The 21,768-nt window shown below is 45.1% G+C and carries 24 protein-coding genes; 11 read left to right on the forward strand and 13 right to left on the reverse strand.

The features are described from left to right. Positions 1 to 84: 84 nt before the first annotated feature. Both BBD42_RS05820 and BBD42_RS05825 read right to left on the reverse strand, forming a co-directional pair. Positions 85 to 1,707: a DUF4179 domain-containing protein gene (locus BBD42_RS05820; RefSeq protein WP_099517396.1), complete on the reverse strand. Its 1,623-nt coding sequence runs from the start codon at positions 1,705 to 1,707 to the stop codon at positions 85 to 87. Then, entirely contained in the window at positions 1,679 to 2,254 is a 576-nt protein-coding gene (locus BBD42_RS05825; protein ID WP_237163388.1) for an RNA polymerase sigma factor, read from the reverse strand. The genes BBD42_RS05820 and BBD42_RS05825 overlap by 29 nt, the downstream gene beginning before the upstream one ends. Positions 2,255 to 3,043: 789 nt before the next feature. Here BBD42_RS05825 and BBD42_RS05830 point away from each other — a divergent pair. Beyond that, positions 3,044 to 4,111: a hypothetical protein gene (locus BBD42_RS05830; RefSeq protein ID WP_150131516.1), complete on the forward strand. Its 1,068-nt coding sequence runs from the start codon at positions 3,044 to 3,046 to the stop codon at positions 4,109 to 4,111. 9 nt (positions 4,112 to 4,120) lie between these two features. Here the strand turns inward: BBD42_RS05830 and BBD42_RS05835 are convergent, their stop codons facing one another. Next, the gene (locus BBD42_RS05835; protein ID WP_099517399.1) at positions 4,121 to 4,360 is read right to left on the reverse strand and encodes a transcriptional regulator; all 240 of its coding nucleotides are present in this window, start codon (positions 4,358 to 4,360) and stop codon (positions 4,121 to 4,123) included. Between the two features lie 190 nt (positions 4,361 to 4,550). On the opposite strand from BBD42_RS05835, the gene BBD42_RS05840 reads away from it, so the two are divergent. After that, positions 4,551 to 5,204: an Imm50 family immunity protein gene (locus tag BBD42_RS05840; protein ID WP_099517400.1), complete on the forward strand. Its 654-nt coding sequence runs from the start codon at positions 4,551 to 4,553 to the stop codon at positions 5,202 to 5,204. A 58-nt stretch (positions 5,205 to 5,262) separates the two neighbouring features. Here the strand turns inward: BBD42_RS05840 and BBD42_RS05845 are convergent, their stop codons facing one another. After that, positions 5,263 to 5,472, reverse strand: a complete 210-nt coding sequence (locus BBD42_RS05845) for a hypothetical protein (protein ID WP_237163390.1) — start codon at positions 5,470 to 5,472, stop codon at positions 5,263 to 5,265. 98 nt (positions 5,473 to 5,570) lie between these two features. Beyond that, the gene (locus tag BBD42_RS05850; protein ID WP_099517401.1) at positions 5,571 to 5,774 is read right to left on the reverse strand and encodes a hypothetical protein; all 204 of its coding nucleotides are present in this window, start codon (positions 5,772 to 5,774) and stop codon (positions 5,571 to 5,573) included. Positions 5,775 to 5,993: 219 nt separating this feature from the next. Between BBD42_RS05850 and BBD42_RS05855 the strand changes: the two genes are divergently transcribed. Next, a complete protein-coding gene (locus BBD42_RS05855; protein ID WP_099517402.1) occupies positions 5,994 to 6,758 on the forward strand; it encodes an SDR family NAD(P)-dependent oxidoreductase in 765 nt (254 codons plus the stop codon). Between the two features lie 59 nt (positions 6,759 to 6,817). Here BBD42_RS05855 and BBD42_RS05860 read toward each other — a convergent pair whose 3' ends face one another. From BBD42_RS05860 to BBD42_RS31710, 4 genes are all read right to left on the reverse strand, one after another. Then, entirely contained in the window at positions 6,818 to 7,471 is a 654-nt protein-coding gene (locus BBD42_RS05860) for a GntR family transcriptional regulator (RefSeq protein ID WP_099517403.1), read from the reverse strand. 319 nt (positions 7,472 to 7,790) lie between these two features. Continuing rightward, entirely contained in the window at positions 7,791 to 8,363 is a 573-nt protein-coding gene (locus BBD42_RS05865) for a hypothetical protein (protein WP_099517404.1), read from the reverse strand. Next, a complete protein-coding gene (locus BBD42_RS05870) occupies positions 8,344 to 8,841 on the reverse strand; it encodes an RNA polymerase sigma factor (protein ID WP_056031562.1) in 498 nt (165 codons plus the stop codon). Before BBD42_RS05870 ends, BBD42_RS05865 begins: the two co-directional genes overlap by 20 nt. A gap of 87 nt (positions 8,842 to 8,928) precedes the next feature. Beyond that, a complete protein-coding gene (locus tag BBD42_RS31710) occupies positions 8,929 to 9,096 on the reverse strand; it encodes a hypothetical protein (RefSeq protein ID WP_172455411.1) in 168 nt (55 codons plus the stop codon). A 196-nt stretch (positions 9,097 to 9,292) separates the two neighbouring features. Here BBD42_RS31710 and BBD42_RS05875 point away from each other — a divergent pair, with 196 nt between their 5' ends. Both BBD42_RS05875 and BBD42_RS05880 read left to right on the forward strand, forming a co-directional pair. After that, the gene (locus BBD42_RS05875) at positions 9,293 to 9,571 is read left to right on the forward strand and encodes a DUF2564 family protein (protein ID WP_099517405.1); all 279 of its coding nucleotides are present in this window, start codon (positions 9,293 to 9,295) and stop codon (positions 9,569 to 9,571) included. 248 nt (positions 9,572 to 9,819) lie between these two features. Then, a complete protein-coding gene (locus BBD42_RS05880) occupies positions 9,820 to 10,821 on the forward strand; it encodes a hypothetical protein (RefSeq protein WP_099517406.1) in 1,002 nt (333 codons plus the stop codon). Between the two features lie 381 nt (positions 10,822 to 11,202). Here BBD42_RS05880 and BBD42_RS05890 read toward each other — a convergent pair whose 3' ends face one another. Further along, positions 11,203 to 11,385, reverse strand: a complete 183-nt coding sequence (locus tag BBD42_RS05890; protein WP_099517408.1) for a hypothetical protein — start codon at positions 11,383 to 11,385, stop codon at positions 11,203 to 11,205. Between the two features lie 461 nt (positions 11,386 to 11,846). Here BBD42_RS05890 and BBD42_RS05895 point away from each other — a divergent pair, with 461 nt between their 5' ends. The 6 genes from BBD42_RS05895 (at position 11,847) to BBD42_RS05920 (ending at position 18,097) form a co-directional block, all read left to right on the forward strand. Next, complete coding sequence (locus BBD42_RS05895) at positions 11,847 to 12,944, forward strand: iron-siderophore ABC transporter substrate-binding protein (protein WP_099517409.1); 1,098 nt, start codon at positions 11,847 to 11,849, stop codon at positions 12,942 to 12,944. Continuing rightward, positions 12,937 to 13,977, forward strand: a complete 1,041-nt coding sequence (locus tag BBD42_RS05900) for a FecCD family ABC transporter permease (protein ID WP_099517410.1) — start codon at positions 12,937 to 12,939, stop codon at positions 13,975 to 13,977. The genes BBD42_RS05895 and BBD42_RS05900 overlap by 8 nt, the downstream gene beginning before the upstream one ends. Beyond that, a complete protein-coding gene (locus tag BBD42_RS05905) occupies positions 13,974 to 15,005 on the forward strand; it encodes a FecCD family ABC transporter permease (RefSeq protein WP_099517411.1) in 1,032 nt (343 codons plus the stop codon). Before BBD42_RS05900 ends, BBD42_RS05905 begins: the two co-directional genes overlap by 4 nt. Next, positions 15,005 to 15,820: an ABC transporter ATP-binding protein gene (locus BBD42_RS05910; protein ID WP_099517412.1), complete on the forward strand. Its 816-nt coding sequence runs from the start codon at positions 15,005 to 15,007 to the stop codon at positions 15,818 to 15,820. Before BBD42_RS05905 ends, BBD42_RS05910 begins: the two co-directional genes overlap by 1 nt. A 446-nt stretch (positions 15,821 to 16,266) precedes the next feature. Next, positions 16,267 to 16,641 carry a BlaI/MecI/CopY family transcriptional regulator gene (locus tag BBD42_RS05915; RefSeq protein ID WP_099517413.1) on the forward strand — a complete coding sequence of 125 codons (375 nt, stop codon included), beginning with the start codon at positions 16,267 to 16,269 and terminating at the stop codon, positions 16,639 to 16,641. 7 nt (positions 16,642 to 16,648) lie between these two features. Further along, on the forward strand, positions 16,649 to 18,097 hold the full coding sequence (locus BBD42_RS05920; RefSeq protein WP_099517414.1) for a M56 family metallopeptidase: 1,449 nt from the start codon (positions 16,649 to 16,651) through the stop codon (positions 18,095 to 18,097). A 159-nt stretch (positions 18,098 to 18,256) separates the two neighbouring features. Here the strand turns inward: BBD42_RS05920 and BBD42_RS05925 are convergent, their stop codons facing one another. The 3 genes from BBD42_RS05925 to BBD42_RS05930 all read right to left on the reverse strand — a co-directional run bounded on the left by BBD42_RS05925 (position 18,257) and on the right by BBD42_RS05930 (position 21,264). Then, the gene (locus BBD42_RS05925) at positions 18,257 to 18,976 is read right to left on the reverse strand and encodes an SDR family NAD(P)-dependent oxidoreductase (RefSeq protein ID WP_099517415.1); all 720 of its coding nucleotides are present in this window, start codon (positions 18,974 to 18,976) and stop codon (positions 18,257 to 18,259) included. Positions 18,977 to 19,100: 124 nt separating this feature from the next. Next, positions 19,101 to 19,235, reverse strand: a complete 135-nt coding sequence (locus BBD42_RS32550) for a hypothetical protein (protein ID WP_257790766.1) — start codon at positions 19,233 to 19,235, stop codon at positions 19,101 to 19,103. Further along, positions 19,225 to 21,264 carry a helix-turn-helix domain-containing protein gene (locus tag BBD42_RS05930; protein WP_099517416.1) on the reverse strand — a complete coding sequence of 680 codons (2,040 nt, stop codon included), beginning with the start codon at positions 21,262 to 21,264 and terminating at the stop codon, positions 19,225 to 19,227. The genes BBD42_RS32550 and BBD42_RS05930 overlap by 11 nt, the downstream gene beginning before the upstream one ends. Between the last annotated feature and the right edge of the window lie 504 nt (positions 21,265 to 21,768).

Here is a 21,768-nt window from a genome sequence, read left to right on the forward strand (position 1 = left end):
TGCATATTTTTGTTTTTTTATGGACGGCAGCCATTCCTTTCTCAGAGGCTTTTTTCTCAACGCCATCCCCGGATGCCCACTTGTTTATTGCGGGATAACGCCAATCATCCCGGTAGATGGAATGATGAACGATAAGTCGGCATCCTTGTACTGGCGATTAATGACCGTGCGTTTAATCGTTAGCTCTTTCGGCATGCTGTTCATGCCAAACATCACGAATCCAAGATCTGCCCCATCATCCAAATTCGGATTTTGTTCGCTATATCCCCCGCCAACCGACATCCGGTATTCCTTGCCATTCTCATCAACGGCGATCCAAGTATCCGATGCAAAGTTGGGATTGCTGAACGTTCCCCCAATTTGAATTTTCCCTACCCCATCTGAGTTGACCGTTAATCCCTTGAGCAGCAATGAATCGCCAGCGTCTTCAAATAGGACAGGATTTTCGGCCGAAGCTTGCGACGGATCAAAGATGACCGCGGCCTCGCCTTTTTCCCGAATCATATAGCTGTCCAGCACAAACCGGATCTGCTGCTTGTCATAGGCAAAATCATCGAATTGGTAAAACCATTTCGTTAGCCCGCTCCATCGGTCAAACTCGTAGCGCCGGCTTGAAAATTCCATTTCCGTCATGCTCGGGCTCTTCTCAAGCACATTGCCTTGTTCATCCTCCAGATGGTAATTTAGCAGATTAAACCCGCTTTGACCGTTTAATGCCCTGCTCGCCGCCTCCGGCGTCAGCGACGTCGTAAATTCAAGCGAGCCTCCGCTCGGCGTACGGGTTGCTCCTTGCATCTGAATCCGAATGCCGCTTGGCGTCTCATACGAAATGCCAATAGGGGTGAGCAGTGTCTGGGCTTTCGCCTTGCTCAAATCGACATCGACCCGCAGCGTCCATTGTCCTTTGACCGTCTTAGACGAAAAGCCGTCCGCACCCGGTGTTCCTTGATGCAAGGCGATCTGGTTAATGTAAGCGTCGAACTGCAGCTTGTCTTTCAATACTGGCCGTCTAAAAACAAATTCGAATCGGCTCGTAGTCGTATTGCCTCCCGTCATAATTCCATAAGGGATATCTCCAATATGCCCTCTATCTACATCAAAAAGAACGAAATTCCCATTAGTAGATTGAATTTCGCCAGCTACCGGATTTCCTTTCGCATCATAAATGTCGATGCCTACAATGAGACGGGTCGAATCGGCTATCACTTCGTTAACCTTCAGCGTGTAGCCTTGATTCTCGGCGCTGGCGTCGGAATGCTGTACAAGTCCTGCTTCCTGCGCCTGCTTCATCCCGTTATCCACATAACTGTTCTGGGCAAAAAGCGAGCGCACCATATCCGCAAGTGTCGGCTGTGCGTACAGCAGCGTGCTTCCCGCGAGCACGACGGCAGCGGCTGCAAGCCCCCAGGCTTTGCGTCTCAAAGATTTTCTGGCCGCATGTTGACGTTTGACTTGCTGGGCAATAGATGAGACGCCCGGCTCAAGATCAAGCGGATCAGGATCACTATTTCCCGCTGCCTCTATGTCGATGCCCTCCAGCTCTAGCATCACCCTATCGGTAAAATCGTCCTGGAGCCTGTCCTCGAACAAGACGCTTTCTATTTTTTTATCTTCCGGCGTCGGTGCTGGTGCTAGTGTCGGTGTCGCTGCTCCAGTCCCCGCTTTAAGATCAGCTGTTTCAGCTTTTGTACGATTCCAAAATGTCATAACGTTGTCCCTCCTTGGCTTCTACCATTTTCCGCAGCCTGATTTTAGCTCGGTGAACGATGTTGGTGACCTGCCGTACCGACATGCCGGTTATGCTGGCGATTTCCTCGTGGCTCAGCTGGTTCGTATAACGGAGAACCAACACCAGCCGATAATGCTCAGGCAGCTTCTCCAGCAGATGGTCCAGCTCAGAGCGCAGCTCTTTTTGCAGCAGCTTGGATTCCGGTGTCTCGCGTTCGCAGCCTTCTTCCTGCACAGGGGATTCTGCTGTTTTCCGTCGCCAGCCGTCCTTCTGCAAGTTAACAGCTATTGTATAAAGCCAGCCAGCAAAGCTTTGCACCGGATTATGCGATGCCAGCTTGCGGTAGGCCTTGAGCAGCGTCTCCTGCGTCAAATCCTCAGCGTCAGACTCGGAAGCTCCCATTTTGCGGAACAAGCCATAAAGCTTATTTTGATAGCGCCGGACGATATCCGCGTACGCTTGTTTATTGCCGTTCAACACGGCTTCGATAATGATATTATCGTCTCTCAGCTCCATTTGCTCCATTTGCTCCCCTCCTCTTACGGTGCCGCTTTTGTATATCTCACTGCTAAGACTCCCCATCCTCGCTAATTCTCTCACTTGATTTTAAAAGTTTCTGAACCTATTGTGGTAAATTGGCATTTATTTCAGCAAAAAAAGACGCCCGTCCTCCAAAACAGCCTTCCGACCGACTAAGGCGTGTCTGCAAACGTAAGCGAGCCGGACCCTGATTGCATTTTGCGTCAAACGCATTGCCTCTTCTACCGGAAGTATCACGCATCCTAAATATAAACAAGCTTACCTTAAGGCAGCTTTATGTGTTAGGTTTCATAGTTCTACTCCTGAACATGGATAGCTTTGGCGGACACAACAGACGCTATTTTAATGGAATTACGGGTTATGGGACAGGCTGCGGACTCAGGAGACGCTAATGAGCTTCCAATAGCTATTTTACTGGGATTATTAGGTGGATAACGGCTCTCCTGTCCGCTTAAAGCCTAAAATCGTTGAAAAAGCCAGAATAGCGGAACCTCAGTCCTCCAAAAAAAAGAGCGAGCTTCCCGAGCCGCATGCTCTCAGCAGCAATGGCCTCATCAATAATGGCTTAGCGACAATAGTCTTAGCAACAATTTAACGCTGCGGTTCCTAAAATTTTTAATCGTCAGATGAAATTTGCTTTGAGTTTCGCTTTGAATAAGCGCTAAGCAAGACGCAGCAGACCGACTCCAGTTTGCTTGCACGCCCTAGTATTTGGAAGATACATAGGAATAGATTAAAATAGAGCTATTAATGAAAAGGGGTGGGAATTTGCCTTTGCATCACATTTCTTTGCCAGCGCTAAGCGCCTCCCCAGGCTCCATCGCTGTTCTGCATCCTTTGCCGGATGAGCAAAATAGGTCGGTGCTAGCCTTAAATCATGCATGCGAATTATGGAAGCTGAATCTTGCTACAGGACTTGCTGAACAACTGCTCCAAGTGGATATCCCTGAGTTCAATATTCATCATCCCGTGCAAGTCGTAATCAGTAAAGATGGGCAATATGCAGCGGTTTCGAACTGTTTTGGCCGTCACGCCGCGGTTTATGATTTGCTCGTCCGCCAACAAATGATGGAGCTGTCTCGAGACGACTATCATTCAGAAGTATGTACCTTCCCGTTAGCCTTTGCCGAGATTGACGGGAGATCTCTGCTCATTCATGGGACACTATGGAACCGTGTGGACTTAACCGATGTGTTGTCGGGGGAGCTTCTAAGCAGCCGTCCACAGGCCGAATATGAAGACGACGGCTATCTTGATTATTTTCACGCCAAACTTTATGTATCGCCGGATCAGCAGCGGGTTGTAGATACGGGCTGGGTATGGCAGCCTGTTGGTATTATTCGGTCCTGGAATGTTCGAGCTTGGCTTAACAACGCTCGTGAGTCGGAGGACGGCGCTTCCGTATCCTCACCTTGGAAAATGCTTGTGGACTGGGGCTTGCCCGCCGCTTGGGTAGATTCGCAGACCATTGCCATCTGGGGACAAGTGGATGGCGATCTATTCGATGAGGAGGACTTGCCGGATGAAGGCGCATTGCCAGTCGTTATGGTGTTCAATGTGCTGACGGGTGAACGCTCTATCGTTTTGAGAGAGGTCCCTGCCTATGAGACCACTTCACCAATAGAGAATGTTTATCCTCATCCACAGGGAAAATTAGCAGTAGATGGTGATCGCTTGTTCTTATGGGGCAGGGGGCTGAATATGACCGTATGGAATAGGCATGACGGTGCACAGGAAGCCACAGAGGAGGCCTTCTGTCCCGATTTATACCATGAAGAGGCGCGGCTGTTTTTACAATTGGATTCGCAGGGCGGCATTTCGGCTTGGCGGTATAAGCCTTAAATGATCCTCTTATTCGACTCTGGGAGGGGCTTCGGCTTCTAGCGCGATTAATTCATATAGGCCATTTACCGAGCATCCAATCGTATCAGCGATGGAAATAGCGGTTTTTAAGGGCATCATTCTCTTATTTTCTATAAAATCATTCATTCGCTCGTGTTTATAATGCAGCGCTTCGGTTAATTGACCGATGGTCATGTCGGCTTCCGCTAATCGTTCAAGCAGCAAGCAGCGCCCAAGTTCAAATTTCATTTAATCTCCTCCTACTATGTTAGGCTATTTATAAGAAAGCGGATCAGTCGCCTTATTCCGCCCTTAGAATAATTCCCTAATGTTGGGCCATTTATAAATTTCGAGCAGCAGCTAATATTTTATTCTGTAAAGGTGAGGTTGATATGAAAAATAATCCGCTGGCCTACATAAATACCCTTGAGGAAAAAACATGATTAGGGCAGCAGAGTGGAGCATTCGTGTGCTGTCCGTAGAGCCAGAAAGGCTGCATTTTCCCCACGCGCAACCGGATATAATAGGGTATCGATTAAAGCTCAATCATTCGCCAAAAATAGAGCTGCTTCGCTATGACCTTATTCAAGTGACAACAGGTACAGTTGGCACTTCATCATGGGCCGCTTTCACAGCGATCGTGATGGAGATCAACCCGGAATCGCTGCTGCTGTTCACATCCCCCATGTATCAAGAACAGTTAAAGGAAGCGCATAGGATCAAGCGGATTTTCTCCCCACTCCATTCGATTCAAGGTGCGGAGCAGCTCATTGCACATTATGGTTATTTTCCTCCCTTTCACTACGATGAAATAATGGATGCAAGGTGGGAGGGAGAAAATGAAGGTTCGAGCGAGGAGAAAAGCTTGACCATAGCCATTAAGCCCTCCTTAGTTGAAGAGGCAGCGAAAAATGTCATCTTCCGTTTTGATGGGGTCCAGGAAGAGGATCTCTCTTCTTTCGAGGAGCACAATACTATTTTTCAATTGGAATTTACTTATCAGGAAGAAGCGGTACATGTGGTCATCGGCTCACAAGACGGATTTGGCGGACAATTTCTGTGCCGCAGCATCCGTGTCAGCTGGGAAAATTAAATAAAGCTGGCGCCAGTCAATGACCGGCGTCAGCCTGCTGCTGCACGCCTCCTCCAAACTACTGCTGCAGAAGCGCTTTATTTTTATCAAAAAAACGGGCATTATGCGAAGAAACACCAGCCATATCAGAGGCCGCTGGCTCAAGATAAAGCTTTGCGCTATTGACGGCTAACACGGCATCATTAAAGGCGCCTGCGATTAATCGGACTTTACTGCCATAAGTAATAAAATCGCCGGCTCCAAAAATGCCAGAAACGCTCGTCCGCATTCGCGCATCCACCGATACCCCATAGTCCTCCCTCTCTAATCCCCAGTTCGACGCTTGAAAATAAATGAACAATTATGCTGTGAAGCCTGTTCCATCAGCTATTTTTGCAAAAAATAATCGTAGTAGGCACCTTGAATCAGCAGCACGATTTCACCGAAAACCCCTATGACAAAAAATAGAAAGTAGTAACTTGCCGATGATACCTCTTTGTTAAATAGCTCTTTAAAGGCTTGGCTAAACACCCGCTCGAATTTAAACCAATTCAGCACCCAGCCAATAAGGAGAAAAGTAAGAATCGCCATGTTGGTAACACCGCCCCAATATCCATATGATTGTTGAGCTTATTATAACGGATAATTCGCCAAATCGGTAATGGTACATCATACACATATTGACCCGCTTAAAAATAGAAATGCTCAAGTGTTGGACACTACATAATATATTATATATAATATGAATGACGAAATAATATATTATATATTATTTCCCTAACGGCACTTACACATAATGGAGGCGTTATCATGGGAAGATTATTAGGCAAAGTAGCGATTATTACTGGCGCAGGCAGTGGTATGGGGGCGGAGCAAGCTCGTTTATTTGCAAAAGAAGGGGCTAAAGTAATCGGTGGCGATATGAACGTGGCAGGCCTTCAAGCTGTCATTGATGAAATTAAAGCTGACGGTGGAGATGCGATCGCTGTTAAATTAAATATTTCTTCTCCTGAAGATTGGCAAATCGCTGTCAAAACAGCTGTTGACACATACGGAAAAGTAAACGTACTAGTGAATACAGCTGGTGTTGCTGGCCCGTTCATCGCAAAAGCTGCCGACCATGATCCAGACGAGTGGGATAAGCTTTTGGCCATTAACTTAAAAGGCGCTTTTTTAGGCAGCAAATATGCCATTCCTGAAATGATTAAAGATGGCGGCGGCTCCATCGTCACCATTTCTTCTATCGGCGGGCTGCTTGGTGGGCAAGGCGGTACGGGCTACGGTGCTGCAAAAGCAGGCTTAATCGGCATGTCCAAAAACATCGCTGTAGATTATGGCAAAGATAATGTACGTTCAAACGTTGTCTGCCCAGGCCAAATTAGAACTCCTATGTCTGCCGTTTTGGAAACAGAAGACATGAAAGCAGCGAAGCAATACTACTTGAATAAAACTCCACTAGGCCACTTTGGCGATCCGATTGATATCGCTTATGCTGCCCTGTTCCTTGCCTCGGATGAGTCTAAATTCATCACTGGTACAGAACTTATTGTGGATGGCGGCGTAATGGCCAACTAAGCGAACGAGCAGAAAGAGACAGCCCCACTATGGAGGCTGCCTCTTTCTTTTGCTTTGTTCTATATATTCAAGGATTGTCTCGTTAAAATCTCAAAGGCTTCCTTCGCTTTCTCATAATCTGCTTGGACGATGGCATCGACCATTTCTTCCAAGTAAATATAACGGCTTTTGGTTTTCTCCACATCTCCCCATTTCATCTGGGAGTACGCATTTGTAATAAAAGTGATGTCAGAGTAAAACTTGCTAAATGCTTTATTTTCAGCCACTTGAAATACATACCCGCATAAACGATGGACGTTAACGACGTAATCTAAAATATTTTTATGCACAAGCGCCTCTTGCGCCCCGTTTAAATACTGCTTAAGATGCGTATATTTTTCTTCGTTCCACTTTGATTTTGAAAAATCGATCGCTAGTTTAAAAAGCTCCACTAATGCATCGGTATAATCATCCATCTCTTGCTTGGAGATGGCCTTCACATGCACGCCTTTTCTCGGCAGCCGTTCCACAACGCCCGTATTTTGCAAAATATAAAACGACTCTCGAACCGGAATGTTGCTTACATTCAATTCTTTCGCTATATTGGTTTCAATCAGTCGAGTACCTTGGACTAATTCGCCTATAAATATTTTTTTTAATATATGATTCGCTATTTGCTCGGGCAACGAATTCGTTTGGTCTTCCATGATCGAAGAGAAATTAAAATTATCCATTATATATTCCACTTACCCCTTATTAAAAAATATACAACCCTGCGATGACTTCATTATACTACTAATTTCCCTGATGATGCGTTTTATGAATTTCCAGCTATGATAAATTGGAAAACCGTATTAAAGAATTACGCAAGGACATAGGCAAGCCACAAGAGCAGCATAGCGATGGAAAATAACAAAAATGAAGCGGGAGCTAACACCCTTGTTAGCTTTTTTCCTATTAAATGCTAAAAAACTGCAAAAACGCAGCTGGATGACTCTCCGCGTTCTTGCAGTTTTTTCACTCTCTATTTTAGCTTTCATCGGCATAGTTATCTTATTTCTGTGGAGCCATATTATTGTAAATGCGCGTTGCATTCACTTTTCCTGTGCTGACATCCTCTGTCGTAAATCCGGACACGATATTGCCAACTTTAAATTCCTTTTGCAGCAGATCTTCAGACGGCTCGGCAGCCGTTGGCCCACTGATACCCAATTCGGTTTCTGGGGTTACGGTTACCCATAAGTCGCCAACCTTGAAGCTTGCTCCATCTTCGCTCACTTCCGAAATCACGCCCTCAATATTGACGACCGCTTTGCCGCTCGTAGGAGGCTTCGTTGCAACAGCAGCCGACTCCGGTGTTGTATTTGGCACATTTGTCGTATTTGGTGTATCCTGATTCATCGCGAAGATGCCTACCGATAATACTGCACATGCTGCAATACCAACTGTCCAACCTGTTAACGTTCTTTTTTTAGCTTTTTCCATTTTAAACGACTCCTTTTGATTGATCAAATTTGGTTGTGCTGTCTTTTCCATTTCCGACATCAGCTTCTGATAGGTTGCCTCTTGAAAATTCTCACTTGTTTTCACACGGGACATCGCGGATTTATAAACAGATTTCTTCATCCTCAAGGCCTCCAATCTTCTCTTTTAAGATAAGGCGTCCTCTTGCGAGCCATGTTCCTACCGTTGCCGACTTGGTCTGCAAAATATCTGCAATTTCCTTAATGGAATATCCCTCATAATAGTGCAGATGAATCGGAATCCGATACTTCTTGTCCAAGGCTAGTACAGCCTGCAAGACTCCATTTTCTTCCGGTGGGAGATAGCTAAGATCTTCGGGAACAGGATTTCTGCTTTTGAACCATCCTGTTTTCAGCATATTTTTACTTTTATTAATGGTTGTTCGAATCAACCAGGCTTTTTCGTGTTCATTGTTTTCAAATACAGGGCGCTTTTGCAAATAGGTGAGAAATACCTCTTGGGTCACTTCTTCCGCATCAGCTATATTTTTCAAATACGCAAAGGCAATTTTGATCATGCTTTGTGAATATAGATCCAAGGCCCGCCGTACAGATTCATTGAGCTCATATGAATTGTACACCTCAGCACCCCCTTTCACTTTTAATACAACTGAGAGTTCTAATATTTTTCATTGCGTCTAATTTTTTTTAGCATTTAATCCTTTCCGCTAAAATATCCGTTCAATAAGCAGCAAAGGCAGCATCAGCAGCGGATAGCGCAGCCCTAGTATGGATAAAACCGAAAAGCAGGTCAGCATGCAGGCAACTGCTCCATCCATTAGCTCCCACGACTTCTCCTGTTGAATGATCTGCTCAATGGCTACTGGCCATTGCACGATACCGAGCCCCACAACAACGAGAAGGTACAGCGCCCTCAACAAATAAAGACGAAGCACACTAGAACAATCATACTTTTCTCTGTGCCGATTAAACCACTCCATGCATATTTTGCTGGATATTTCACAAAACTATAGTGTGAACAACATGATCTATGTGGATAACATGATCTAATCGAGAGGAGAAAAAGTACACTTGGCCAAGCACACAGACACAAGTTGGAAAGAGGATCATCCTAGCACTTTGCTCAGCAACTCTGTCCAAAAGGCAAATCATGCGGTTAAGCAAGCGATGTCTCATCCAGAAGCACAAACCGTTGAGCAAGCAAGCGATTCAATATCACATGCAGAAAATGCGCTAGATAATGCAGAGCAACATTACGGGCACATGGACACTGTCCAGCAAAATAAAGAGCAGTTAGAGCTTCTGGAGCACCAATTGGACGAAGTACAGGAAAATATGAAGGATCAGTAATATAAGAATAAAAACAAGCTCCATTCGTTATGTAAAACGAATGGAGCTTGTTTTTATTTCACAATATAGAGTTCGTCTCAGGCTGCAAACGCATACCGCCAAGGACTGATTATCAGCCAAATCGACTTCCAAACCGCTACAACAAACCCTGAATATTTGCCAATACTCCTATAAAGTGAGTACAATCCAATTATCGCCAATTATTTTATGAAGATCAGGTTATTTTTTTCATGTGAGGGGAACAATCAATGGATGTTTTAAATCGTACAGAATGGAATCGCCTATCCGGACTGCAAAAACAAGAAGTGCTTCAGGATAAGCTGCCTGAAGGTTTCTCATTCTGCCGGCTGGAACGCTTTGAACGTTATGGACAGAGCATGGAAACGGTAGTGTCCGCCTATAAAGGGATAGAATTTGTCTTTGTTCCTGGCGACGAGGTAACATTGGGCTGGGACAACTGGTTCGAGGAGCCGGATAGCACGGCACGCATGGATTCAGAAAAAAACCTGATGAAAGTTGGGAAATCGTTTAAGAAGCCGGAGGATAAACTGCGTCGAATGATGACTCCGGTCAGAACAGCCGCGATTGGGCCGATGCTGGTAGAGCGGAATACCCAGCCTATCGGCTGGACCGAATTGGCTGCTGAAGGACTAGACGCAGAAAATGATGCCGAACTGTTAGGGCGGTTAGAAGCGTTCAGGCAGAGTACTAACGGCAACCGCGAATATTATCCTTCCTATCGTCTAGACCGGGATGGTGAACATATTCGCATCTATCTGTTTAATGATAGCGAGAATTTTGAGGATTGGGCCGATTCGACATTGAATCAGGGATTCGACATTCCAACCGAGGACGAGTGGGAGTATTTGTATGGTGCCGGCTGTAGAACCTTGTTTCCTTGGGGAGACGGAATGGATTACTCGATGAATCTAAAATATTTTGAGGAGCTTAAGAATGACAGAGAGACGAGTACCCCAACAGGAGCAATCAGCCATTCTTATGACCTTGAGCTGCCGAATGTTTTCGGACTGCGTTTTCTGGGAGATCCATACCAGAAGGAGTTGACCAAGACGGAAGACGGAGAGTCTACCGGAAAAGGTGGCGAAGGAGGGGCCAATCACAGTGGAGGTTTGGGCGTCTTTTTCAGTTATTTGCCAACAGCCGTATATTACCGTGACAAACATGAAGATGAACAGGAATGGGTGGAATGGCTCGATCAGCTGCATTATCGGCGAATTGTGCGACTTTAAACAATCCTGGCGCTGTATTAAACAACGCTCGGTGATATGCTTAACCATGATTTTTGTGAAATATGTATGCCTATTAAAAATCACGATAAACTTTAGCCTCCTAAGACACGTACAACGGGCTATGACAGGTCACTTGTTCACAACCTGTCATAGCATTCAAACTCGTGCAGGATGCGATTGCTCTGGGACTGACTTCCAGACAGCATCTAAGCTTATATTGACTCATCTTTAAATTCAAAAACAAAAACTCCAAGTAAAATCCTTTTGCTATTACCTTTTCAACTAGGAGTAAACCGAACTGGCCCCGCCTATGGTTGGTGTACATAATACCCGTTATTATTCCAATTACAAATTCCATTTTCCATTTAACCCTCAACAAAATCACTCCTTCTTTTTATTTTTATCTCGCAAAGCAAAGTACCCTATTATCAAAGAAATGACAGCAATTAATATTGCAAATATTTTCTTCATCAATATCATTTCGCCAAAAATATTTCCGAATGAATCTAACAATAAAAATATAGCTACAATGAAAAGCGTTATTTTAATTGTTTTATTCAACATTTCTCTCTCTCCTCTATTGTATGCTGTTATACAAAATTCCGTAATCTGGATTACTCATCCTATTATTTCTTACAATTCACACTCCTTTTAAAAAGGAATAAGTACACAGTGGTGAATATATATCTAAATTTTACCTTTTTTAGAACTTGAAAGAAACAGGTTTAACGAATCAATTAGATTGTCGAAAATTAGCATAAAATGTATACGCCCAATACTTACTATAACGTTTGCATTGCTATTTTTATTTGCTATTGCATGCCTTCTTCCCAAGCAGCACAAGCAATTTTTCATTGACACCCCCTCTAAAGAGGATATATATTTAGTGATGATGAGAATCATTATCGAGATTCAGGGAAACCATCTTTTTCATATTTTATCAACATCACGATTGATGCGAGTTTACTCTGCAAAGATAGTCATCGCCAACAAAAATATATTTTAAGATAAGGAAGGGTACACACATGAACACAAAAAGAAAGTTCTCTTTATCCACGCTAATTATTTTTGCAGTGCTTGCAATCGCGCTTGCAGGTTGCGGCAGTCAAAATTCCAATTCGACGGCTTCACCATCTCCGGCTGCAAGTGAATCGGCAAGTACCGAAGCTGCTCAGACAGAAGCTTCCGCTTCCCCAGCCGAAACGGTCCAATATCCGATCGTGATCAAGCATGCTTTTGGCGAGACCGTTATTGAAAAAAAACCTGAACGCGTCGCTACGGTTCAATGGGCGAATCACGACGTCGTACTCGCTCTTGGCGTTGTTCCTGTAGGCTTCTCGGCGGCGAACTTCGGCGTCCAAGATGGCAGCGGACTTTTGCCTTGGACAGCAAAAAAGCTTAAGGAGCTTGGCGTAAGCGATCCTAATGTTTACCAAGATACGGACGGCCTAGATTTTGAAGCCATTTCGGATTCAAACCCGGATGTCATTCTTGCTGCTTACTCTGGTATTACTCAGGAAGACTACGATCTGCTTAGCCAAATCGCTCCTGTTGTCGCCTATCCGACAGCACCTTGGGTAACCTCATGGCGTGAGCAAGTTCTATTAAATGCAACTGGTATGGGCATGGAAGCTGAAGGACAGCAGCTCATCAAAGACACTGAGGAAATGATTAAAGAAAAACTAAGCAAATATCCGCAAATTGAAGGCAAGAAAGTCGTCTGGGTTAACTTCTCGGCTAAAGACCTGTCTCAATTGCATATTTATACGCCTGTAGACTCTCGTGTTTCTTTCTTGCATGAGCTAGGAATGGTTTACCCTGAAAGTATTTCAAAGCAAATTACTGACCCTACCAGCTACTCTTTAACTTTAAGCTCTGAGAATGTCGAGGCTCTGAACGATGCGGATCTCCTCGTTGGATATGGCAATGACGAATTGTATCAAACGCTTAAAGCCGATACGCTGCTTGGCAAAATTCCTGCGATCGCGAGAGGCTCCGTGGCCTTTATTGATAGCGATACGCCTTTAGTAGCTGCTGGAACTCCAAACCCGCTTTCCATTGCTTATACCATTGATGAATACCTTGCTTTAATTGGAGGAGCCATTGACAAAATAAATGAATAGTTCTTCCGTTTCAAAAAACAAACAGCTCACCTCGCCTATTCCGGGGAACTTTAAGATGGTCCTGATTATTTGCATTGTCCTGCTCGGCGTATGCGTGGTCGCATCTCTAGTTTTAGGCGCTCGAATTGTAAAGCTTAACGAACTGATAGACGGTTTATTTCACCAGGACATTGATTCCTTTGGGGCTAACGTCGTTCGCAAGCGAATTTCTCGAACCGTATTTTGTTTATTGTGCGGTGTCGCTCTAGGCGTCTCCGGGGCGATTATGCAATCGGTCACTCGCAACCCGCTTGCAGATCCAAGCATACTGGGAGTCAACACAGGCGCCTCTTTGTTTGTCGTCTGTGGAATTGCGTTCTTAAATATTAGCAGCGCTAATCAATATATATGGCTTGCTTTAGCCGGGGCTGGGATTACGGCAGTATTCGTATTTGGAATCGGCTCTATGGGACGTGGCGGAGCCACGCCCATTAAGCTTGTTTTGGCGGGGGCGGCCACCAGCGCCGCCCTTGCTTCTCTGGTTACCGCCATCATGATTCCGCGCTCCTATGTGATGGATCAGTTCAGATTTTGGCAAGTAGGAAGCGTAGGCTCGGCAACCTGGAGCGCTATTACTACCTTCATCCCGTTTCTAATCGTTGGCTTACTGATCGCTTTTATGGCCGCCCCGGCACTAAATGCGCTGGCACTGGGAGACGATGTTGCGACTGGGCTAGGTGTTCGGACAGGGCTGCTAAGGTTTATTGCGGCTTTTGCAGGTGTTATTTTGTGTGGAGCTGCTACTGCGCTCGCGGGCCCTATTGGGTTTATCGGGCTTTTAGCCACTCATGTCATACGCCTCATTCTTGGACCCGACCTGCGTTTGGTTATTCCCATGTCAGCTATTGCCGGAGCCATTATTTTGATGGTTTCAGATGTATTCGGCAGACTCATCGGCAACCCAGGCGAGCTTGAGGTCGGTGTAGTTACAGCATTTATAGGAGCTCCAATACTAATCATATTAGCTATGAGATCGAAAGTGCGTTCATTATGAAAAATCATACTGTTGAATTTATTATGGCGGGCAGACGTCAACGATTCCGCCGATGGATACTTATCACTGGCTTTCTTGCCGTACTTGCGTGCGCGCTTTGCTGCGCCATGCTTTTACTTGGAAATACGATTTATCCGGTTAAGGATGTAATCCGGGCGCTCTCGGGAGAGCAGCTTAAAGGCGTATCTTTTGCGGTTAGTACAATACGTTTACCGAGAATGCTGGCTGGACTCTTCGCTGGATTTGCTTTCGGCATTGCCGGTTATGTCTTCCAAACGATGCTGCGCAACCCTCTTGCGAACCCAAATGTCATCGGTATTACCTCCGGCTCCAGCGCGGCGGCTGTTTTTTGCATCACTATCCTTCATTCAAGCAGAGCAGTGATTTCCATTGCTTCTGTCATTGCCGGTCTAGCTATTGTTATTCTGATCTATGCATTATCCAGGGGCAAAACATTTTCAATCGGGCGATTAATTCTTGTCGGAATAGGCATACAGGCTATGCTTGACGCCGTCATATCCTATCTTCTGCTCGTTAGCGCCCAGCAAGACATCCCTTCAGCGCTCAGATGGCTCGGAGGCAGCCTTAATGGCTCTCAAATGCGTGAGCTTCCGCCTCTTGTACTAACGGTTATTATCTTTACTCCTATCATTATTGTTCTAGGAAAACATCTAAACATATTGGAGCTCGGCGAACAATCGGCTTCTTCTCTCGGCGTGGACACGGACAGGACAAGAATTGCGCTAATTGTGAGCTCCGTCATCATGATTGCTATTGCTACGGCTACAACGGGCCCAATAGCCTTTGTATCCTTCCTTGCGGGACCGATCGCAAAAAGAATGGTCGGAGCCGGCTTCTCGAACATCATCCCGGCGGGACTGGTTGGCGTTAATTTGGTTCTGGCGGCAGATCTAATTGGACAATTTGCTTTTGAGTACAGATTCCCCGTAGGCATCATTACCGGATTGCTCGGAGCGCCTTATCTTATCTTCTTGTTAATCCGAATGAATCGAAAGGGAGAATTATAATGAAACCGACACATATTTTTCAAGCCGAACAAATCGTAGCGGGCTATGAGAATAAAACGGTTATTCACGGAGTAGATCTTGTTATACCCAGCAATAAAATAAGCGTTATTATTGGCTCCAATGGCTGCGGAAAGTCTACGCTTCTTAAAACACTGGCCAGGCTCATAAAACCTGCATCGGGCAAAATCACCCTTGATGGCAAGCCGCTGGGCAAAATTCCGCCTAAACAATTGGCTCGAGTGGTAGGACTGCTGCCGCAATCCCCCATTGTTCCGGAAGGAATTTCTGTAGCGGATTTGGTGGGACGGGGAAGGTTTCCGCACCAATCATTACTCGGCGGATGGACGAAAAAGGATTATGAAGCCGTTGCCGATGCGATGAACATTATGGATATAACGGAGTTTGCCAATCATAATATTGATGAGCTTTCGGGCGGTCAAAGACAGCGCGTTTGGATTGCCATGGCTCTGGCCCAGCAAACCGACATCTTATTTCTCGATGAGCCGACAACCTTTTTAGATATCACCTATCAAGTCGAAATTCTTGACATGCTCACCGATCTCAACCGAAAGCTCGGAACGACCATTGTCATGGTGCTTCATGATATTAACTTGTCTGCACGTTATGCTGACCACATTTTTGCGCTTCATAAGGGAAAACTTGTAGTCGAGGGCGAGCCAGCAGCGGTTATTACAAGTTCAATGGTGAAAGACATTTTCGGTCTTGATTGCACGGTGATAGACGATCCTATTTCGGGCTCTCCTTTGGTGGTACCAAGAGGACGCTATCATGTTAATGGTGAGCCTACCTCTTAAATAAGAATTAATATCTCTTATAGGGTAATTATTCGCCATAAAGTGCAGTTTGACCACCAAATATACATCAGAATATAAAAAGAAAACCACTTCAACTTTGGGTGGTTTTTTTGAAGTGGCCTCTCTCGTTTTTCTTCTTCAAAACTTCTTCTAAATGCTCTTAGAAAAATCCAAGAGCTGTCGAACTCATAAATAATAAGATTATTACGATTCCCCATTCCCTATAGCTGTTGCAAACTCGAAGAACTGTACACAAATCATCGCAATGAAGCCGCGCAAATGAAAAGAGGAATGTCAGCCAGCAGGCTCTCCGTTCTATTATATAGCCTCGGCCGTCCCTTCATTTAACTTGACAACCTACTACGAAATGTAGTAGGTTTTATTTACTACATCATGTAGTAACAAAGCTCGTTATGGACGCATAACGAAGTAAAGAGGTGTTCACCGTGAACCAGATTCAAAAGTTATCGGATACGGAATTAGAGCTAATGGAGGTGATTTGGGCGTGCACGCCCCCTGTCACATCTACTGAGCTTCTGAGTATGTTTGCGCTAAGGGGAAAGGAATGGAAAGCACAGACCATCTCCACCTTCCTCTCACGCCTAGTCGAAAAAGGGGCACTAACTACTACAAGGCATGGAAGAATCAATAAATACGAACCGCTTATTTCGGCCGAGGATTATAAGCTAATCGGGACACAGCAAGTGCTGGACGGCTTATATCAAGGCTCCGTCAAGAACATGGTTTCGGCTTTGTACGATGGTGACAAGCTGTCAGATGCGGATATTGCCGAGCTGAAAAAATGGCTGTCGGAAAAGTAGGTGCTGCATGGATACCATATTCACATTGATGTTTACTCTGACCGTAGCTGGAAATGTCGTTGTCGCTTGTATTTGGTTGTCACAGCGCCTATCCACCGAGATTTGGCCTACAAAGTGGCGGTACTTCATTAACAAAATGGCAGTAGGATTGTATCTTTTCCCGGTCGTTGTTATCATCCAGTGGATTTCGCGAATAGTTCCATCTCATGCTTCAAACGATCCCAGCACGAATGGTTCTGCTTCGATAATACCGCATGTCCAGTCCGGGCCATTATCGAGCCTCAATCCTGAGCCGATTTTCCCGGAATGGACCATTTCAACAAATGCAGCCTTTTTTCTAATAGCCATATGGGCAATTGGAGCTGCAGCTTTTGCAGCTTGGCAAGCGTACTGTTACCGTAGATTTTTACAGCAGCTGGCCGATACGAGCACCATCGTTCCATTAAACAGCGAGGCGGTTCAACAGCTTTACCTGATTAAGCAGGCTCTCGGACTTAAAAGCAGAGTCAGGCTTGCGTATAGCTCCTCCATTCAGAGTCCAATTCTTGTTGGCCTTTGGAAGCCTGTCATTTATCTGCCTATGGAGAGTACCGCAAACGTAGATATGAGCATGATTATCCGTCATGAGCTGATTCATCTGAAACGCAAAGATTTATGGGTTAAAATGTTTACGCTAGCAGCCAGCGCCGTTCATTGGTTTAATCCTTTGGTCCATTTTCTTCGTAAGGACCTTCATACATGGAGCGAGCTGTCCTGTGATGAAGAAGTGGTCAAGGGCATGCCCCATGCCGAGCGCATACGTTACGGCCAAACGATTTTAAACGTAATTGCACAATCAAGAAATAATCCCGTACAGTTTGGCGCTTCATTATCCGGTGACGGCAAACAATTAAAAAGGAGACTATCTCTGATGCTTAATGTTAAGAACCTGAACAAAAAAACGATTTTTATAGCTGTTACAGCTGTATTTGCGGTAGCTGCAATTAGCACATCCGCTGCGGTATGGGCATCAGGCAATACGCCTAAAGTAGCCGAGCAAAAAACAGCCAGTGCTGAAAAACAAACGGTCAGTACATCAGTTGAACCGCTGCCATCTACCGATCCATCTGATGAGGCTAGTCAAAATCAACCGGTCGTTACCGAGCCAGCTCCGGTTCCTTCCACCGATCCGTCTGATGAGGTTAGTGAAATTCATCCGGTCGTTACCGAGCCAGCTCCGGTTCCTTCCACCGATCCATCTGATGAGGTTAGTGAAATTCATCCGGTCGTTACCGAGCCCGTTCCGGTTCCTTCCACCGATCCAACTGATGAGGTTAGCGAAATTCACCCCGTCGTTACCGAGCCCGCTCCGGTTCCTTCCATTGATTCGGCTGGTACGGGTAGCGAAAGGCTAACAGCCGTTACGGAGCCTGCTCTGGTGCCTTTCACTGCTCCGGCTGAGACGGAAGTGAAATAGTGTTTATTTACATCCTTATCGAGCAAGACTGAAATCATTTCATAAAAAAAGCGCAGGTTACTGGGCACTATCCGCCCGAAACCTGCGCTTTTTCCACCCCATACGGGGGGACGAAAATGTAAACTTCATTTTTTCAACTTGTGGAAGCTGTTCCTTGAGTCAGGTGTTCAAATCCGTTAATGCCGGAATGTTGATTTCTTTCACACACGCTGCTTTGGACAGACTGACTACGCATTTTACTAGAGCCACCATATCCTGAAGTGGAATTCGTGTCCCATTATAGGCGGCAAGGGCCCGCTCGCTTCCTTCTTCATAAGGAATTTCAGCTGCCAGTTCACCCGGGTTGATACAAGTAACGGCAATACCGTCCTTTCTTGTGTGTTCTCTCAGAGCCTCTGTAATTCCACGAATGGCGAATTTGGAGGCGACAAAAGAGACCTGTGTGCTATTTGAATTGTTAAGACCAGCTGTTGAGCCAATAAGAATGATTTTACCAACGGCCGATTGCCTGATATGAGGCAAGACTGCCTGAATGCATACAATGGCCGAAGTAATATTTACATGAATTAGCCGGCTTATATCAGCTGGCTCATCTTTATCAAATGTATAATGCTCTTCAAAGCCTTCCCTTTCCCAGATTCCCACATTGTAAATGAGAACGTCCACTGTTTCGTTTGCCAGCTTATCGGTGACCCGTGCAGCAGCATTCAGCTCAGACAGATCTGCTTGTATCCATATTCGGTTTATACCATCATTCAGGTCCAGACTTTCAGGCTTGCTTCGAGATACGACCCATACTTTATCGCCTTGCTCTGGCACTCCTCTGACGAATGCATCTCCGAGCCCTTTGCTGGCGCCGAACACAAGATAGGTTTTCATCTTTATCCTCCCTTTCTTTCCTATTTGACAGACTAAGCCGCTATTCTTATTTATATCAGCAGCTAACGCATACTTCCTATTTTATTACAATACGAGGAGAGAAAACAAAACTAGCAAAATGAACCTATTCCTGCAAACCCAAACTGCTCCAGTTGACGATGACGGGGATGTAAATTTCCGTGTAATCTTCCGTCCCTATATCAAAAAGAGCTTCCCCGATAGAGGAAGCCCATTCAATGATTTGTGATTTATTGTGCAAGCGGCAGCTCCAACAAGGCATTGACGAAAGTATCTAACGAAACCATTCGGCTGGCATAATCATAATCATTTAGAGTGTTGCTCACAGAATAAAACATTATATTCTTTTCCCGCACTGCCGGAATAGTCTTCCATATATTAACCGAGGAGAGCTTTTCCTCCAGACCTTCTACAGTTGGATCAAAATTCGTATAGGCAATAATCTCCGCTTCGTTCAAGTATTGATCAATAACTTCTAAGGAGATTGGCGAATAATAGCCCTCCGATTTCGGATTCCCTCTGTTGAAAAACTCTTTCTCAATCTTTTCAGGCGCATGCATTCCCAAGTCCTCATAGATAATCCCCCTCGTTTTATCACCCTGCAAGCCTGGGGTACCATCCTCCACTCCTTGTAAAAACGCAATTTTTTTATTATAAAGTCCCGCATCAATGAGATGCTGCTTTGCGGTTTCGACTTTAGCCGCATATTGTGCGATCAGTTCGCTGGCCCGCTCAGGCATTCCAAATACTTCACCAAAGAAAGTTATCCGCTCTTCCAAAGCAGCCATTTCATTATAGAAAATCGTAGGGGCGATTTTGCTTAATTGCTCAATCGAGGAGGATGACCACGTTGGAGAACCAATAATAAGATCGGGATCAAGCGCCATAATAGCTTCCAAATCATCTCCTGGAACCACTTTCACATCGGAGACGAACTGTCCCCATTGTTGTTTCCATTCTTCTGGCCGCTCCGATGGATCGCCGTATTTATCAACGCCAACTACGGTCTTTCCGAAAGGCAAAATATCTCCGACATTATTACCTACCAAATATACAATCCGCTGGGGATCAGCAGGAACCTCAACGTCTCCATGCTCTGTTTTGACAACTCGTGTTTGTGCCACTGTATCTGTCTCCTTCGCTTCTGCACTTGACGCTGCTTGAGCTTGCGACTGTGCCGGTGCCGAGCTTGGAGAACTTGTATTCGTTGGTGCAGTCGACGTGCATGCCGACAAAAGCAGCATGAGGCTTACTGCAGCAGATAAAATTATTTCCTTCCTTATTGTCTGTCCAAACATGGATAACTCCCCATCTCTTGTAGTTTTGGCTATTCTGTCTAGTTCTCTCTCATTGTAGAGACAGTGAGAATCGTTATCCATATCATTTTTGGTAAACTTATCAATCATTTTTCTTCTATAATCGCTTGGCGTCATTTGAACATACTTTTTAAACATGCGGTTCAAATTCAATTCATCTGTAAAACCGCATCCGATCGCAACCTCTTGAATCGTTATATTGGGTTGTTGCAAATAACGCTTGGCTGCCTCAAGTCTTTTCTCATTCAAATAGGCCTGTAAGCTTTTCTGTTCGCGTTTTCTAAACAGCTTGCTTAGAAGGCTCCTGCTAATAGGAAGCATTTCCGCCAATCGTTCAATAGACACTGGCTCGGTGTGATTTTGATTCAAATATTGCTTGACCAGCTCCACATAATCAGGCTCAAAATAACGAATATGTCCTTGTTCCAATTCCTTGTATATTTCATAGATAAGCTGATAAAGCGTAATTTTTGCATAAAAATGGTTTTGTGCAGACTGCCGATTCCAGTGGTCATACATGCTCCGACATTTCTCCATGAAAAAAACGGGATTTTCCGGTGAGAACCCGTACACTTGTATAAACGGATTGATCTGTTCTAACAGACGGTGCAGCTCTCTTTTGTAAAATGGGGCCGTTTCCGATTTATACATCGCCATGTACATTTCCAAACTGGTGTCGGCAGGATGAATGGATAGCTCTGTTCCTTTTCCCCCATGGAAAATACCAAATCTCCCAGCTTGATAGAAGATACGATCCAGTTCTATGCTAGCCGTCCCCCCGTGGGTATATACGAGCGTACTGGTCGGCAGCTTATAGTTCAGCATCGGTGCATCGGGATGAATCAGCTTGTAACGAACATCTATTAATGAAATGGAGGAGCGCGACCATAGCTGAACAGCCATTTCAATCCTCTCTTTTGTAAAATGGTTGGTCGATCCCCTATCTCCTTGCATCTGTCTGCCCCCTTGAGTAAGCGTCCTATGTGAAATCCTCTGCCTTGAAGCCGTTCCTAAAAAAAGCTTGGCATTATCAGCAAGAGTCAATTGGTAAACTAGGTCCGTCCCGTATAATCACAAGTTATTGAGAACAATTATCAAAACCTCGTTATTTCCCATTCTAACTTCAAGAGCATCTCCTATCAACCATGAATCGCTAGTGAAATAAAAAACCTCCACTGTCTCAATCGACAGTGAAGGCTTGGCTGGCTTTTGTACTTGGTATGTTGCCGAGCATGTAATCGTTTTCTTGAGAATATAGCGTACAGTAAAAAGGTCGACAATTCGGTGCCGAGGCACTTCGAAAAGTCGGCCTTTTTATGGATTTACCTCGCTCAGTTAATCGGCATGTTATCATAATCGCCAAACCTCATCCCGTCAAGAGATAATTTGCAAATGAACGGCATATTGGGGATGCCCCCTTATTTTTTGGCAGCAGGGATGAATTTCCGAGAATGACGA

This window comes from Paenibacillus sp. BIHB 4019 (assembly GCF_002741035.1).
In the GTDB taxonomy this organism is placed as follows: Bacteria; Bacillota; Bacilli; order Paenibacillales; family Paenibacillaceae; genus Pristimantibacillus.

Bases quoted from the DNA above. Each gene is read 5' to 3' on its own strand.
- BBD42_RS05845 (WP_237163390.1), bottom strand. From the start codon at position 5,472: ATGCGGACGAGCGTTTCTGGCATTTTTGGAGCCGGCGATTTTATTACT.
- BBD42_RS05860 (WP_099517403.1), bottom strand. From the start codon at position 7,471: ATGGATAATTTTAATTTCTCTTCGATCATGGAAGACCAAACGAATTCG.
- BBD42_RS05855 (WP_099517402.1), top strand. From the start codon at position 5,994: ATGGGAAGATTATTAGGCAAAGTAGCGATTATTACTGGCGCAGGCAGT.
- BBD42_RS05925 (WP_099517415.1), bottom strand. From the start codon at position 18,976: ATGAAAACCTATCTTGTGTTCGGCGCCAGCAAAGGGCTCGGAGATGCA.
- BBD42_RS05920 (WP_099517414.1), top strand. From the start codon at position 16,649: ATGGATACCATATTCACATTGATGTTTACTCTGACCGTAGCTGGAAAT.
- BBD42_RS05840 (WP_099517400.1), top strand. From the start codon at position 4,551: ATGATTAGGGCAGCAGAGTGGAGCATTCGTGTGCTGTCCGTAGAGCCA.
- BBD42_RS05900 (WP_099517410.1), top strand. From the start codon at position 12,937: ATGAATAGTTCTTCCGTTTCAAAAAACAAACAGCTCACCTCGCCTATT.
- BBD42_RS05895 (WP_099517409.1), top strand. From the start codon at position 11,847: ATGAACACAAAAAGAAAGTTCTCTTTATCCACGCTAATTATTTTTGCA.
- BBD42_RS05880 (WP_099517406.1), top strand. From the start codon at position 9,820: ATGGATGTTTTAAATCGTACAGAATGGAATCGCCTATCCGGACTGCAA.
- BBD42_RS05910 (WP_099517412.1), top strand. From the start codon at position 15,005: ATGAAACCGACACATATTTTTCAAGCCGAACAAATCGTAGCGGGCTAT.
- BBD42_RS05930 (WP_099517416.1), bottom strand. From the start codon at position 21,264: ATGCAAGGAGATAGGGGATCGACCAACCATTTTACAAAAGAGAGGATT.
- BBD42_RS05905 (WP_099517411.1), top strand. From the start codon at position 13,974: ATGAAAAATCATACTGTTGAATTTATTATGGCGGGCAGACGTCAACGA.
- BBD42_RS05820 (WP_099517396.1), bottom strand. From the start codon at position 1,707: ATGACATTTTGGAATCGTACAAAAGCTGAAACAGCTGATCTTAAAGCG.
- BBD42_RS05835 (WP_099517399.1), bottom strand. From the start codon at position 4,360: ATGAAATTTGAACTTGGGCGCTGCTTGCTGCTTGAACGATTAGCGGAA.
- BBD42_RS05865 (WP_099517404.1), bottom strand. From the start codon at position 8,363: ATGAAGAAATCTGTTTATAAATCCGCGATGTCCCGTGTGAAAACAAGT.
- BBD42_RS05825 (WP_237163388.1), bottom strand. From the start codon at position 2,254: ATGGAGCAAATGGAGCTGAGAGACGATAATATCATTATCGAAGCCGTG.
- BBD42_RS05850 (WP_099517401.1), bottom strand. From the start codon at position 5,774: ATGGCGATTCTTACTTTTCTCCTTATTGGCTGGGTGCTGAATTGGTTT.
- BBD42_RS05890 (WP_099517408.1), bottom strand. From the start codon at position 11,385: ATGTTGAATAAAACAATTAAAATAACGCTTTTCATTGTAGCTATATTT.